Source organism: Brevibacillus fluminis (assembly GCF_052072235.1).
GTDB classification, from domain to species: Bacteria; Bacillota; Bacilli; order Brevibacillales; family Brevibacillaceae; genus Brevibacillus_D; species Brevibacillus_D fluminis_A.
Map to the genome: position 1 here is coordinate 5,733,543 of NZ_CM125436.1, position 15,184 is coordinate 5,748,726.

Below are 15,184 nucleotides of genomic sequence, written 5' to 3' on the forward strand. Positions count from 1 at the left end.
TCAACTTAATCAGCGGATAAACATTATCTTTCCCTTATCAACTGTATGCCCAAAAAGAGAACTGCCATCCGTCCGATTCCCAAAATCTACGAAATCGGCACAATAGAACGGAAAATACCTTCATTTCCGCAAAAAAACAGCCGGTGCACCTATCAAATCCGACAGGCTGACCGGCCATCCTTTACCGTTTTTCTTTTTCCCAGCGAATCCAGCCGTGTTCTTCCACGATCTGCAAAAACATGACCAGACGGGGCAAAACAGGCTCTGCCGCTTCGCCGAACCGCGTCCCCAGCTCGTCGGCGATTTCCTGGACCGTCTGTTTCCCCGTGCATTGCGAAAGCACCTGTGTCCCCAAATCATCCAGGCGGATGCGGAAGTGGGCGGGCTGCTTGAGAAACCGGACGGACAGTCGCTCGAGCCAGCTTTTTCGCTCGACAAGCAGAATGGAGGCATCCTCCGAGCGGTCAAGTCGCACCGTTGCCGTCAAAACCGGTGACATGGCAAGCAAATTATGCCGCTTTCTCATGACCGCCCCTCCGATGGCTTCGCCCGCAGCGATACCCACCACAGCACAAGCGTAACGATGAGGAAGAGGACGAGCGAGACCAGCCCGTTTGCAAACAGGACATGCTCAGGCATCGCCACCTTGAGCCAAATCATGATCGCGATGATCACGCCCAGCAAAGACTCGCCGGCGATCAAACCCGATGCAAAGAGGGTGCCTGTTTCCACCCGGCTCTTTTTCAACCCTTCATCCTTGGTGAACGCCTCGATCAGCCAGCGCACGAACCCGCCGACAATGATCGGGGTGCTTACATGGATCGGCAAATAGATGCCGACCGCGATCGTGAGCGACTGCAAGCCCATGAATTCGAGCGCGATGGAAGTCGCGGCACCGATCATGATCAAGTCCCACGGAAGATTGTGCGCCATGATCCCTTCCACAATGACCTTCATCAGCACCGCTTTCGGTGCGGGCAACGCCTCAGAGCCCATTCCGTATGTAGCATGCAGCACCGCGAGAATGAACCCGATCACCAGCCCGGAAACAGCCACCCCGATCAACATCGCCAGCTGCTGCTTCCACGGCGTCCCGCCCACGAGATACCCGGTTTTAAGGTCCTGGGAAATGTCCCCCGCCACGGCCAGCGCCGTGCAAATGATCGCCCCGACCGTCAATGCGGCCACCATGCCGTCCTGCCCGGTATAACCAGCCATCTGAAAGACAAAGGTGACGATCAAAAGCGTCGCGATCGTCATTCCGGAAACCGGGGAGGACGAGCTGCCGACCACACCGACGATGCGCGATGCCACGGTCACGAACAAGAAACCAAAAATGACGATAAAAATGGCCCCCAAGATGCCTACGTTCGTAAACGGCGCAAACGCGATGACCAGCAACAAGACCACGATGCCTCCGAACAGCCACTTGGAGGAAATGTCATGCTGCGTGCGCTCGGCAATTCCCCCGCCGTTTTGCCCGCCGCGCTGAATGCCTTGCAACGTATCGCGCAGCGAGCGCCCCAGCATCGGCAATGTCCGCGCCAGCGTGATTAACCCGCTGGTTGCGACGGCGCCCGCGCCGATATAGCGGATGTATGAGCCCCAGACGCCCCAGGCGTCCATTTTGCTGATCGGATCGCTCGCAGGCAAAATGGGCGTCGTTCCCGCCATGCCGAAAAAACTGATCATGGGAATAAAGACAAGCCATGCCAATAACCCGCCCGCAATCATTTGCCCGGCGATGGACGGACCGACGATATAGCCGACACCCAGCAAAGCGGGATAGGTGTCCATCCCGATGACCGCATTTTTAAACCGGGCCACATTGGTTTCGATTTCCGTCTTGAACAAGAGGAAGCCGTCCCCAAGCGCCTTGAAAATTCCTCCGACGATAAACCCGCCAAAGACGAGGCGCGCGCTCACGCCGCCTGTCTCGCCGGAGATCAGCACCTCCGCACATGCCGTCCCTTCCGGATAGGGCAGCGTATGGTGCTCATTGACGATGAGCAAGCGGCGCAGCGGCACCATCATCAATACCCCGAGGAAACCGCCCGTCAGGACAATAAACGCCAGGACAGACTGACTCGGGGTCAGGTTCCAAAGGAACAGCGCCGGAATCGTGAAGATCGCACCGGCAGCAACGGCCTCGCCTGCCGTCGTCATCGTCTGGACGATGTTGTTCTCCAAAATCGATTGGCGCCGGAATACCCCGCGCAACAAGGCCATCGAGATCACCGCAGCGGGGATCGATGCGCTGACGGTCATGCCGATCTTCAAGCCCAAATAGGCATTGGCCGCTCCAAAAACGACCGCCAGCACAATGCCCAAAACAATCGCCACCGCCGTTAGCTCCGGGAGCGATTTGGATGCAGGTACATAAGGCACAAACGTTGATTTTTGTGCAGAATCGTTTTTCATCACTGGCTACCTCCCCATGCTTGTCTCGTTCCTAGTAACGATGCACACGGAAGTTATTATTTGTCTCTTTGATCAAGACAAACCAGCCACTGCAAAAAAATTACCGTAATTTATGCGCCGTGGTTCTTTGCACAGTTTCTTTGCACCGAAGGAAAGTTTCTTTGCACTTTTGTACAAAATTTTTTCGCTTTTCCCGCATTTAATTTGTTAAAATGACTTGGCACAAAAACTGCAATACTAAACGCTGAAAACGCATTCATTAAAGCATCAAACTCTGCAACGAAAAAGAAAATGATTAAAAGGAGAGGTTTCATGACAGCGTTGAACAATCAAAGTCACGAGTTGAAACGTTCCATGAGCAGCAGACACCTGTTCATGATTTCCCTGGGTGGAGTTATTGGTACCGGTCTTTTCCTCGGTTCCGGATATACGATCGGTCAGGCAGGCCCTATTGGCGCGATCATTTCCTATCTGGTTGGCGGTTTCATCATGTATTTAACCATGCTCTGCTTGGGCGAGCTTTCCGTTGCGATGCCTGTTTCCGGTTCGTTTCAAACCTACACCACGAAGTTCATCAACCCTGCTGCCGGATTTACCGTCGGCTGGATCTACTGGTTTGGTTGGGCTGTCACTGTTGCCTTGGAACTGCTCTCGTCAGGATTGACGATGCAGCGCTGGTTCCCTAACTCCCCCGTGTGGCTCTGGTGCCTGATTTTCGGGATTGTGCTTTTCCTGTTAAATGCATTGTCCGCACGCGCTTTTGGTGAGACTGAATTCTGGTTCTCCAGCATCAAAGTTTTGACAATCATCCTGTTTATCATCTTGGGCGGCTGTGCGATGTTCGGCCTGATTCACCTGAAAGGCGGACAACCGGCTCCGATGCTAAGCAATTTTATGAATGCGTCGATTTTGCCTCATGGCATTACCGGGCTCCTTCTTACCATGATCACCGTTAACTTCTCCTTCCAGGGAACCGAGTTGATCGGGATTGCGGCTGGCGAGAGCAAAGAGCCGGAAAAAACCATTCCAAAATCGATCCGTACGACCGTTTGGCGCACATTGGTCTTTTTCGTTCTTGCCATCTTCGTCCTGTCCGGTTTGATTCCAACCGAACAGGCAGGCGTTATCGAAAGCCCGTTTGTCGTTGTCTTTGATCAGATCGGTATCCCTTATGCAGCTGACATCATGAACTTCGTCGTGCTGACAGCGCTCTTGTCGGTAGCAAACTCCGGTCTTTATGCCGCTACGCGGATGCTGTACTCCTTGTCCAAAAACGGCATGACCAGTCCGAAGCTGGGCATGGTCAATAAAAAAGGCATTCCGATGAATGCGCTTCTGCTGACGTTCGCAATCGCGCTTCTCTCGCTCATTTCCGGCGTCATCGCGGAAGATACCGTATTCATGTGGCTCTTGTCGATCGCAGGTCTGGGCGCACAAGTCGGCTGGATTTCCATCTCGGCATCCCAGCTCGCGTTCCGCAAGCAATATTTGGCCAAAGGCGGAAAAGTGGCCGACCTCAAGTTCGTTACACCGCTTTACCCGATTTTGCCGCTGATCGCCTTGATTTTGAACATCACCGTTCTGGTCAGCTTGGCGTTTGATCCTGACCAACGGATCGCGCTGTACCTCGGCATTCCGTTCATGCTGTTCTGCTATCTCTTCTACAATCTGCGGATGAAAAAGCAGGTACCGCCTGGAAACCATAACGCTGCTTAAACGATGAAAAAAGCCCACTGATCAAGGATTGCTCCGATCAGTGGGCTTTCTTTTTCAATTACACTTCTTGCAAAATGCCTTTCAAGAGCGCGGCAAACTTGTTGCGGGCGTTGCCTGCCGCCTCAAACACTTCATCCGCCGTGATCGGCTGCGGCAAGATTCCTGCAGCCATGTTGCAAATGCAGGAGATGGCCAGCACGCGCAGTCCTGCATGGTTCGCTACGATTACTTCCGGCACGGTCGACATGCCGACCGCATCGCCGCCGACAATCCGCATCATCCGAATTTCCGCTGGTGTTTCGAATGCCGGACCGCTCCACGATACGTACACGCCTTCCTGAATGTCGATTTGCTGCTTGTCCGCAACTTTCCGTGCGAGCGCACGCAGTTCAGGGTGATAAGCGGCGGACATATCCGGGAAACGCACGCCCAGCCGCTCATCATTCGGTCCGATCAGCGGATTGATGCCCATCATGTTGATATGGTCGGAAATTACCATCAAATCGCCTGGCTGGAAGCTTTCATTGATAGCGCCGCACGCGTTGGTGATGATCAGATCATGCACGCCGATCGCCTTCATCACGCGCACCGGGAAGGTGACAGCCGCTGGGGAATGCCCCTCGTAGTAGTGGAAGCGGCCTTGCATCGCCACGACAACTTTTCCCTCCAGCTTGCCGATCACCAGCTGGCCTGCGTGGGATTCCACTGTCGATTGGGCAAAATGAGGGATGCTGCCGTACGGAATCACGACCGCCTCTTCGATTTCTCCAGCCAGACCGCCAAGACCCGAGCCCAGGATCAGCCCGATGGTCGGACGGTAGTCGGTTTGCTGCAAAATATAGTCACGTGCTTCCTCGATATGTTCAAACGTATGCATGGTTCTCCTCCTTCATCGCTGTGCAATTACTGTCTTTCAATGAAAATACCAGTCATTGCACACTTTGACAAGGTAGAGGACCTGCCCGCCGATCAAAACGACTTTTCTTTTGCGAGAAATTGCGCGAACGCTTGCAGCGAAAAACGTTTTCCGCACAGCTTCTCCACTTTCTCCTGCCACGTCTGCGCCTCGGACGGTTCCATAAATACATTCCTGATCGCCGCAAAAACTTCCGCCTGCCCATACAGGCCGGAGATGGCAAAATGCTCGCGAATCATATCCCGCACGCCATCCGCGTAGATGTAATCTTGTACATATACCGGATATGCAAGAAACATCATTTCCGCAGCAGGGTGCAAGCCCACGCTGTCCCCGCCAAAGATCTCCTGGAACATCCGGTCCGCCATTGCCTGGAGATCGCCATCGGGATTCTCATACAAGACGTGCTCTACCATGCTTTGATAGAAATAGAATTTGGTCAATGTAAGTGAAAAAAGATGCTCGGCCTCAGCAGTCTGTGCCAACACCGCTTCTTCCATGCCAAGAAAATCCCGCAGCCATTCCTTCTGCGAAGCGATCGTCATCACGATCTCTGCCATCGCCTCATGTCCGATAATGTTTTTAAACCGGAACAGCTCCGGCGGTTGCTGCGCCGAGAAAAATTCGTACAGCGCATGGCCCAGCTCATGCAGCGCCACGCCATACCGGGAAAAGCCATCCTGCTTTTTCAAGACGATGCGCAGGTCATCCGTCGCGATCGCGTTCATCATCCCGCCAAACGGGATGTCAAGCAGCTCGATTTGCAGCGGCATCCGCTCCGGCTCGAGCCCAAAATGGCGGCAGGTGAAATGAAGCGCCTCTTTGATCCGATCCTGCGGAAATAGCGAACGGGGAATCTCCAAAAAGTTCAAAGCAGCGTAAAACGCGTCGTAGTATTGCGTACCCGCGTAGCCCCACTTTTCCTGGAAGCGCTGTGACCATTCCCGGGAAATCGCCCTTGTCGCCTCCATCATCTGAAAACCTTCCGCTCGGTACAGTTCGAAATCGAGCTGCATAATTCCCTCAAACAGGTAGCGGTGATAGGTCGGATAGCCTTTTTGCCGCGCCAGCTCGTTGCGCGCCTTGATCAGCGCCCGGAACTCCTCTTCCATCTCGACGGCTGCGTGATTCACCTGATCAAATAGCGCTTTGCGCAGGTCGCGGTCTGCATTCGCCATCAAATGCGACTGCACCGACGAAAACGGGTACGATTCTCCCTGATGGGTAAACTTCTGATTGGTCAGGTGCGTTTGCAGCTTGTTTTTCAACGCTGCTACCGTCGGGTGATTCTCGATCTCCTTCTCGCGCGCAGCGTTTTGCAGCACTTTGAGCCTTCGTTTCCACGTACCATCCGCAAGCAGTTGCTCCCATTTGCCGAGCACCTGGGCGAACCGCGGATCGCTAAAAAGGGCAAAATGCTGCTTCTGCAACTCCTCCAAACGGGCATCCTCCTGATTGCGGGTGATCGCCTCATATTCCAGCAGCGTCACCAACCGGAAGCTTTCATCCAGCTTGTGCAGTTCCTCCTCATACGCCTCTTTCCATGCAGCTTCTTTGTCGATTGCACACAACCGGTCAAGATCGAAAATGTTTGTCATCGCGTTCCTCTCCTCGCATGTTCTTTACCTAGTAGACTAAACGGGAAACGTCAGAGGAATATCAGAGAAACGCCGAAACAATGTGCAAAACAGTCAAACCGATCTGGACTTTTGCACGTTACCTTAGGGAGAATAGAAGCGATCAGGAAAAAGAGGTGGGAGCTGTCTCATGAAGACATTGAGCGACGCTGACATCATGCGGCTGGTCATGCAAAAACAGCGGGCAGCACTAGAGGAGCTGTATGACCGCCACATCAAATTGGTCTACTCCTTCGCACTGAAAGCGACGCGCGACGAGCAGCAGGCTAAGGCCGTCGTACAGGCGGTATTTACACGGTTATGGACAACGGAAAAAGGCTACGACCCTGAAAAAGGGCAGTTCGTCAACTGGCTTTTAACGATTACCCGGCATATCACCATTGATCATCTGCGCGCGGAAAAGCGTTACCACAACGTCATTCCGCTCGAGCCGGAGCGATGGGAAGCCATTACCGATCATCCCGCAAACGATCCTGCAGAGGTCACCTCCCGCAAGCTGATCCGCGAGCAAGTGGAAAAAGCATACCGCTTTCTTTCCACAAGCCAAATCGAACTCATCCAGCATTTATACTGGGAGGGCTATTCGTTGAGCGAAATCGCCAAGATGCGAAACGAACCGATTGGCACCATCAAAAGCCGCTTGCATCAAACACTGAAAATTTTACGCCATCATCTCGTACTGTAAATGGAGGGATGACCCATGAGAATACCCGGTACCTGTTTATCAGCTGATGAGCTGGTTTCCTATATCGCCGGTCAGCTTACGGATCAAGAGAAAAAACATGTCGAGTCCCACCTGACCGCTTGTTTCGCTTGCCGGCAAGAAGCAAAAGAGCTACAGGAGGCATGGGAATTGATACCGTACCATATGGAAGAAGTCGCTGTTCCAGCTGATTTGAAGCAGGAAGTCATGAGTTCCATCTTCCCCGCTGATCCCCCCGCACAAAAATCCTGGAAAAAACGGCTGGCGCATGCCTTCTCTTTCAATCCGCACTGGATGAGCGCAGCACTGGGGCTTTTTCTGATCATCACCTTCGCCCATAACATGAGTCTTCGCCACGAGCTTGCCCAGCTGCAGCAGCAATCGCTGCTCCCGTCACAGGTCTTGCAGGAATACGCGCTCAAGCCGACAGCGGACACGCCGCCGCAAGCCCAAGGAAAAGCATGGCTGTACACGCAGGGAGAAGTAAAAAAACTTGTCTTTCAGGTGCAAGGGCTGACGTGCACCGATGGACCGGAAGCGTATCAGGTTTGGCTGATCCATGAAGGCAAACGCAAAAGCGCAGGTGTTTTCCGCGTCGATGAAAACGGGAATGGCTTCATGACGTACGAGATGGGAAAAGACCAAGTGGCATTTGAAGCGATCGGCATTACACTGGAGCCTGATGCGGCGGGTACCAAACCGCGCGGAAAAAAAGTTTTGGGAACGTAGCCTGATCGATCAAACCGCTTCCGGTTTTCCATCGTTATCTTGAGTAACAAACGCTCAAGAGGAGGAATGAACCATGAAAAAAATGATGTCTCTGCTTCTTTCCGGCGCAATCGTCACAGGGATGCTGGGGTTGGGGGCGATGAGCGAAGCGCATCCCGCAGCAGCCGCCTCAACGGTTCCCGTAAAAGTGCTTGTCGCCGGGAAGGAAGTCCATTTCACTGCACAGCCCGTGCTGGTCAAAAACCGCCTGCTCGTCCCGGCTGAAGCAATGTCGAACCACCTGGGGATGACGTACGAGTACGATGCCGGCAAGAAAACGATCACGCTCAAAATGGCCTCCAATCTCTATGTGTTCCCCATCGACAGCAATTCCGCCACGATCAATGGCGTTCCGGTTTCGACGGATGTGTCGGCCACGATGATGAACGGGGTTCCCTACATACCGCTGCGCTTCCTCGGCGAATATCTCGGCATGGGGGTAACCTATCAAGCGGCGACTCGGACTGCAGCGGTGAAAACGGACAATGCCGCCTCCTTCCGCATTCTCTCGCCAAAAGAAGGCGACGTCCTGCATACCACTCAAATCAAGGTAGGCATCGCTGCCTTCCATCATCAACTCGTTGACTTCCGTCAGCACATGCAGGCCGCAGCCGGGCAAGGCCACATCCACGTATGGCTTGACACAGACCCCAAAGATCCAAAGGTAGCCTACAAAATGATCTCGGGAGAACCGGCTGTATTCGATAACGTGCAGCCAGGAAACCATACGCTGACCGTCCAGTTGGTCGGCAATGACCATAAGCCAATCGTCCCTGAAGTGAAGCAGGTTGTCCATTTCCAAACGATGGTGACTCCAACGGATCAGCCCGCTCCTGCGCAAGCGGCGAAAACGTATACCGTTGCTATCCATTCCTACATGTTCATGCCGGGGGAAATCACCGTGGAGGCCGGTTCAACGGTTACTTTCACGAATTCGGACGATGTCAACCATACCGTGACCGCCAAGGATGGCTCCTTCGACAGCGGCCCGATCAGCAAAGGAAACTCATACTCTGTCACCTTTTCCAAGCCGGGCGTTTATCAAATCTACTGCAAACCGCATACGTTCATGACAGGCACAATCACTGTAAAATAAGAAAAACTTCTTTCAGAAGTCCTTTCAAGAAGCAGATCCTTCGATCTGTGGAAGTTTTTCTTCCGCTCCAGAATTTATAAGCGCATGCACTTATAAATTCTGGTGTATGAAATAATGTCCTTAAACAAAAGGAAAATCCCCAGCGACTACGAAAGAAAGAAGTACCTGACAGGGAACTTCAATCAAACACACCTATCACCACAATAGGAGGTTGGAGTCGCATGGGGAAATCCTCACATATTCAAGGGCGTAAAGGGAACAAGTTCAGTCAACATCTTAGAGGTGTCAACCTGGAGCAGGTGCTCATCGTCGCAATTGACGCCGCAAAGCTCCACCAAAAGGCCCTCATATGCAATTATTTCGGCGACATCATTGTAAAACCCTTTTTCTTCTCCGTCAATAGGGACGGGATTCAATCGCTATGTGACAGAATCAAGCAGGCCGAAAAGGATTGCAACGCGGTTCGCATTTTCCTCGGCATCGAAGCGACAGGACATTATTATGAGGACATCGTTCGAATTCTTGGTCAGCACGGGTATGACGTTCAAATCATCAACCCCTATACGACAAAAGAAGAACGTGCAAGCGCCTTGAATTGGTGCAAAACCGACGATCTCGACTTAGTCGCCATTGCTCATGCCATTGTAGGCAACAAAGCAACGGAAACAAAACTTCCAGAGGGGAAGTACCGTGAGCTTCTTACCCTTACGCGGGCAAGAAGGTCAGAAGTACGCAAACGCTCCTCCTTGCGAATGGAAATCAGGGGGATTATGGACGTCATTTGGAGGGAATTTCAAGGCTTCTCCCCCGATGACCACCACAAGCCAATCAAGACGAAAATCTTCAGTGATATGTGGGGCAAATCCTCGCTCTTTTTCATGAAATACTCCCCTCATCCGTCTATGGTGTTGGCGTTAGGGGAACAGGGAATTCGGGAAAGCTCACGGAAGCACAATCTTAAAATTCGTTCCTCCACCATCCAAAAGCTGCTTCATGCCGCAAATCAAGCGTTGTCACGCCCTAAGGAGGAACTGGCCGCTGAGTTGCTTCTCCTCTCCATGAAGCTGGAGGATTTAGAACGATACGACCAAAAGATCTGTCGCCTTGAATGTGAAATTGAATCAGTCCTGCTTCAAACCGATGGAAAACTGCTGCTTTCCATCCCTGGAATCGCCGTTGTAACGGCAGCAGAAGCATATGCCGAAATGGGCGATGTTTCTCAGTACGAGAACCCTCATCAGATCATAAAAAAGGCAGGGACAAATCCTGTTGTCATCCAATCTGGTGGAGGGAAAGGGTATTACGGATCCATCTCCAAACAAGGAAATGATCACCTTCGGTTTGTTGTGTATACGGCAGGAAAAAGCTTGTCATTACACAACACTGACCTTCGCCCCTTCTACGAACGACTGAAGGAAAAAGGAAAGCACGCACGAAAGATTCACATTGCGATGGGTAACAAGTTCCTCAAGATCGCCTTTGCCATGCTACGTGACAAAAAACCATTTTTGTCCCAAAACGTTCAGAAGCAATATGCAGATGAGATGAACAAGAAACTGAAATACCATAGCATAGCGAATCACTTAACGGCTTCTTAACATCAAAAAAACAAATGTATTTGCCAGTCCCTCTTGGACCAAGGGGAGATCGAATCAAATTCTGGAGGCATAGACCTCGGTGATAAGCCTTATCCCCCTCGTCCTGTAAATGCGAATTGTACGTTGGAAAAGAACCCGTACTCGTGCCAGAATGCATCCATGCAGGTTTGTAAGCGAGGGCTACACCCATCTTAGTGTCAAGAAGGGCTGACAAATACCATACAGCTTCCTTGTCAGTTGCTGATTGTAATTTTTTTACAAACAATACGTTAGGTGTATTTGCTATACCCAAACGGAGTAAAAAAGTATTTGACATAGTACGCTTACACGATAACAAAAACCCCGTTGTGCGAGGATAGGCTTTGACCAGCGTCAAACCAACTCTTCCCGCACAACAGGGGCTTTTTTTATTTATTTGATGGCTTCCGCACTTGTCTCCAAGCGGAGCGTTTCTGCGGCTGGCTTTTTCGGCAAGCCCGGCATCGTCATGATGCTTCCCGTCAATGCGACGATAAACCCGGCTCCCGCCGATACGCGGATCTCGCTGACGTGAATCTCGAAATCGGTGGGCGCGCCCAGCCGATCTGCCTGATCGGTAAACGAATACGGCGTTTTCGCCATACATACAGGCAAATGGGACAAGCCCATCTCTTCAATGCGCTTCAGCGTTTTCACCGCAGCCGCGGTATAGACGACCGATGAGCCGCGATAGATGTTTTTGACGATCGTTTCGATTTTTTCCTTTACGGATAGGGAGTCTTCGTAGAGGAGACGGAAGGTGTCTGCGTTCGATTCTGCCGCGCGAACCACTTTTTCCGCCAGCTCCCTGCCGCCTTTTCCCCCTTCTGCCCAAACATTGGAAACCGCTACCTCGATGCCGTTGTGCTGACACATGGCGATGACCGCATCCAGCTCTGACGGCAAATCAGTGGCAAACCGGTTGATCGCCACGACTGCCGGTATCCCGAATCCGCGCAAATTTTCCACATGGCGCAGCACATTGGCGAATCCTGTTTCCAGCGCCGCCTGATTTTCAGCTTGCAGATCGGCAATGGCGATGCCCGCGTTGTATTTCAAGGCGCGGACGGTGATGACGACCACAGCCGCCGATGGCGTCAAACCCGCTTTCCTGCACTTGATGTTAAAAAACTTCTCCGCTCCAAGGTCAGCGCCGAATCCCGCTTCCGTCACGACATAATCGCCCAGCTTCAAGGCGAGCTTGGTGCCGATGACGCTGCTGCAGCCGTGTGCGATGTTGGCAAACGGCCCACCGTGGACGATGACCGGAGTGCCCTCCGTCGTCTGCACCAGATTCGGCTTCAAGGCATCCTTGAGCAAAACGCACATTGCTTCCACCGCATTCATTTCCTTTGCGGTGACAGGCTGATCGACGAAATCGTAGCCGATGATGATCCGGTTGAGCCGCTCGCGCAGGTCATCCATATTCTCGCTCAAGCACAGGATCGCCATAATTTCGGAAGCGGTCGTGATCATGAAGCCGTCTTCCCGCGTCGTCCCGTTCCCATCTCCAAGCCCTATGACAATCGTGCGCAAAGCCCGATCATTCATGTCCATCGCCCGTTTCCACACGATCTTTTTCGGGTTGAGCCCGCGTGCATTGCCGTGATGGATATGGTTATCGATCATCGCTGCCAGCAGGTTATGCGCGGTCGTGATCGCATGGATGTCGCCGGTAAAATGCAGGTTGATATCATCAGCGGGAAGCAACTCCGCATTGCCGCTCCCTGTCGCTCCGCCTTTCATGCCGAGGCATGGGCCGAGAGACGGTTCGCGAAGTGCAGCAATCGCTTTTTTGCCAATCACATTGAGAGCTTGCGACAGCCCGATGGTCGTGAGCGTTTTCCCCGCTCCTGCCGGATTCGGATTCATCGCCGTTACCAAAATCAGCTTTCCGTTCGGGCGATGCTTGACTTTGTCCCACAATTCAGGAGCCAGCTTCGCCTTGTATTTTCCGTACAGCTCCAGGTCCTCTTCCGGAACCCCTGCTCGTTGCGCAATTTCGATGATCGGTTTCATGAATGCCTCCTTAAAACGTGATCTTCCACTACTCTATTTCCACATGCTTATCTATTTTCCTTGGTCCCTTCTCGGCCCCCGTCAATCCGATGAGACCTGAACAGGGACGGTGCGTTATAATACTTGTATATTCGCTAGTTGGGAGGGGTCCGACATGATGGTAATCATATGGCTGGTCATTTGGACCCTCGGCTTTCTCGTCTTGTTCACCGACCCGAAGCAAACCTCCATCCGCTGGGCCAGCGCCACAGCCTTTATCGGCGGCTGCGGCTTTTTTTCAGCGGTTGTGGACGAATCGTTATACCCGCTGTTCGATCATTTTGCCAATGTGCAACTGGCCGTAGAGCCTGCTTTGATGTTTGTCAGCAGACTCTCTTCTTTTATTTGCCAGGTGGGTCTGCCTTATGCTTTCTTTATGTTTGCGATTCATTCCGGCGATTTCATCGCACGCAAAACGAAAAAGCTGATCCAGTATCTCGCCCTGATCCCGCCTCTTTTCGTGCTTGCTACGACGCCGATTTACCCGGTGCTTTCGTTTAATTACTGGGTGATGGTCAGCTGGGCGCTGCCGTATTTCCTCGCAGCGAGCGTCATTCTGATTGTGCTGTACCGCAAGGAAAAAGACCCGCAGCTGCGCCGGAGCCGCCTGTTCACCAACATTTTGGTCATCGTCCCCCTGATGTTCGTGTTCACGACCATCTACATCATGCGGACGCAAAATCAGTACGAAGCCTGGCGCTACAACATCCTGATCGTCGGGATTCAGTTTCTTCTCATTTTGTTTATCAGTGTCAAATACGGCTTTCTCGGCGTAAAGTTCCGGGTGGAGAGGCGCCGGTTGAACAGCACGCTGCGCGCGTTGACATCCGGCGCCCAAATCGTCAATCATACGATCAAAAACGAAATCGGAAAGATCACCCTGTTCGCCGACCGCATTCAATCGTATGCCATCGAGACGAATCAGCCGGACTTGAAAAAAGATATCGATATCCTCATCCAGTCTTCCCAGCATATACTGGACATGATGAACCGGATTCAAGGGCAGCTGCAGGAAATCACGATTAAAGAAGAGGTAATTCGCCCGGCCGAACTGATCGACGAAGTTCTTCGCAACCTGAAACCGTATGCGGAAAAATACGCGGTAGCCCTTGAGACCGATCTCGACGCGGGCCTGTCGATGCGCGGCGATCCCGTGCAGCTGCGAGAAATTTTGACCAACCTGTGCATGAATGCCTTTGAAGCGATGAAAGAAGCCGGAGGCACGCTGATTCTCAGATTCTATTTATCCAAAAAACATTTGGTCATTTCGGTTACAGACACCGGGGTAGGCATCTCCAAGGAAAATCTGCCCCATGTCATGGACCCGTTCTTCTCAACCAAAAAAACCGGGCAAAACTTTGGTCTGGGTTTATCCTACTGCTTCAACGTCATGCAAAAACACCAGGGCACCCTGGAAATTTACAGCTTCCATGGCGAAGGCACGACCATTTATCTCTATTTTCCCCGTAAACGATTGGTGACCAACTAAACGATCAGAAAAGGAGGGGAAACTGACATGACGCGCATTCACGTGCTGCTCGTCGAAGACGACGACACCTGGCGCGAGGGCCTGACCTCGTATATCAACAAAGAAACCGACATGACCGTAGCAGGAACAGCCTCGACCAAAGAGGAAGCCGTCGCAGTTTTTACCGAGCACAGACCCGATGTCGTCCTGATGGATATCAACCTGACGGAAAACAATCTGGACGGGATTGAAACGGCGCTTGAACTGACTGAACTGCAGCCCGACTGCCGCATCATCATGCTCACCTCATTGACTGCGGAAGACGTCATGGTCGAGTCATTCGCGGCCGGCGCAGTCAACTATATCAGCAAGACCGACTTCAAGGAAATTCCCGACGCGATTCGTGCGGCGTACAACCGTCAATCCGCCATTCATCCGACTGCCGCCGCCGCATTGCGCAATGAATTTTTGCGTCTGAAGCAGGAAGAGAGCAAAAAGCTGCTTTCACCGGCCGAACGCGACATCTTGCAGCTGATCCATAAGGGACAGACCCAGTCAGAAATCGAAAAAACGCTGTTCATCACAAAGCGGACCATCAAAAACCATATCAACCGCATCCTGAAAAAAATGGGCGCCAAGACGAGCAAGGAAGCTGCCGCCAAGGCCAAGCAAAAAAAGCTGTTCTAGCGCCATTTCCGAACGCTGCAGGCTCGTATTAGCATCAGGTACCAATGAATGTTGGTACTTTTTTTATTCCCCCCACGCCGTAGAATGAAGGCAATACT

12 protein-coding genes are annotated in these 15,184 nt (G+C 52.3%); 7 read left to right on the forward strand and 5 right to left on the reverse strand.

The features are described from left to right. Nucleotides 1–181: 181 nt before the first annotated feature. On the reverse strand, nt 182–526 hold the full coding sequence (locus ACTID9_RS27915; RefSeq protein ID WP_441068791.1) for a PqqD family protein: 345 nt from the start codon (nt 524–526) through the stop codon (nt 182–184). Continuing rightward, on the reverse strand, nt 523–2,421 hold the full coding sequence (locus ACTID9_RS27920) for an OPT family oligopeptide transporter (protein WP_441068793.1): 1,899 nt from the start codon (nt 2,419–2,421) through the stop codon (nt 523–525). The genes ACTID9_RS27915 and ACTID9_RS27920 overlap by 4 nt, the downstream gene beginning before the upstream one ends. Before the next feature lie 312 nt (nt 2,422–2,733). On the opposite strand from ACTID9_RS27920, the gene ACTID9_RS27925 reads away from it, so the two are divergent. Next, the gene (locus ACTID9_RS27925; RefSeq protein WP_441068795.1) at nt 2,734–4,137 is read left to right on the forward strand and encodes an amino acid permease; all 1,404 of its coding nucleotides are present in this window, start codon (nt 2,734–2,736) and stop codon (nt 4,135–4,137) included. Nucleotides 4,138–4,195: 58 nt separating this feature from the next. Here the strand turns inward: ACTID9_RS27925 and ACTID9_RS27930 are convergent, their stop codons facing one another. Together ACTID9_RS27930 and ACTID9_RS27935 are read right to left on the reverse strand one after the other, a co-directional pair. Further along, a complete protein-coding gene (locus ACTID9_RS27930; RefSeq protein ID WP_441068797.1) occupies nt 4,196–5,014 on the reverse strand; it encodes a purine-nucleoside phosphorylase in 819 nt (272 codons plus the stop codon). Between the two features lie 92 nt (nt 5,015–5,106). After that, complete coding sequence (locus ACTID9_RS27935; RefSeq protein WP_441068799.1) at nt 5,107–6,651, reverse strand: hypothetical protein; 1,545 nt, start codon at nt 6,649–6,651, stop codon at nt 5,107–5,109. 169 nt (nt 6,652–6,820) lie between these two features. Between ACTID9_RS27935 and ACTID9_RS27940 the strand changes: the two genes are divergently transcribed. From ACTID9_RS27940 to ACTID9_RS27955, 4 genes are all read left to right on the forward strand, one after another. Further along, nucleotides 6,821–7,375 (forward strand): sigma-70 family RNA polymerase sigma factor, encoded by a 555-nt coding sequence (locus ACTID9_RS27940; protein ID WP_441068801.1) that lies wholly within the window; start codon nt 6,821–6,823, stop codon nt 7,373–7,375. A gap of 15 nt (nt 7,376–7,390) precedes the next feature. Beyond that, nucleotides 7,391–8,122 (forward strand): anti-sigma factor domain-containing protein, encoded by a 732-nt coding sequence (locus ACTID9_RS27945; RefSeq protein ID WP_441068803.1) that lies wholly within the window; start codon nt 7,391–7,393, stop codon nt 8,120–8,122. Between the two features lie 73 nt (nt 8,123–8,195). After that, nucleotides 8,196–9,257 (forward strand): stalk domain-containing protein, encoded by a 1,062-nt coding sequence (locus ACTID9_RS27950; RefSeq protein WP_441068805.1) that lies wholly within the window; start codon nt 8,196–8,198, stop codon nt 9,255–9,257. A gap of 221 nt (nt 9,258–9,478) precedes the next feature. Then, nucleotides 9,479–10,855 (forward strand): IS110 family transposase, encoded by a 1,377-nt coding sequence (locus ACTID9_RS27955; protein WP_441068807.1) that lies wholly within the window; start codon nt 9,479–9,481, stop codon nt 10,853–10,855. A gap of 411 nt (nt 10,856–11,266) precedes the next feature. Here ACTID9_RS27955 and ACTID9_RS27960 read toward each other — a convergent pair whose 3' ends face one another. Then, nucleotides 11,267–12,892, reverse strand: coding sequence for a formate--tetrahydrofolate ligase (locus ACTID9_RS27960; RefSeq protein WP_441068809.1), 1,626 nt, complete (start codon nt 12,890–12,892; stop codon nt 11,267–11,269). Between the two features lie 154 nt (nt 12,893–13,046). On the opposite strand from ACTID9_RS27960, the gene ACTID9_RS27965 reads away from it, so the two are divergent. After that, the gene (locus tag ACTID9_RS27965) at nt 13,047–14,420 is read left to right on the forward strand and encodes a sensor histidine kinase (RefSeq protein ID WP_441068811.1); all 1,374 of its coding nucleotides are present in this window, start codon (nt 13,047–13,049) and stop codon (nt 14,418–14,420) included. 27 nt (nt 14,421–14,447) lie between these two features. Further along, nucleotides 14,448–15,086: a response regulator gene (locus tag ACTID9_RS27970; protein WP_441068813.1), complete on the forward strand. Its 639-nt coding sequence runs from the start codon at nt 14,448–14,450 to the stop codon at nt 15,084–15,086. The last annotated feature ends 98 nt before the right edge of the window (nt 15,087–15,184 follow it).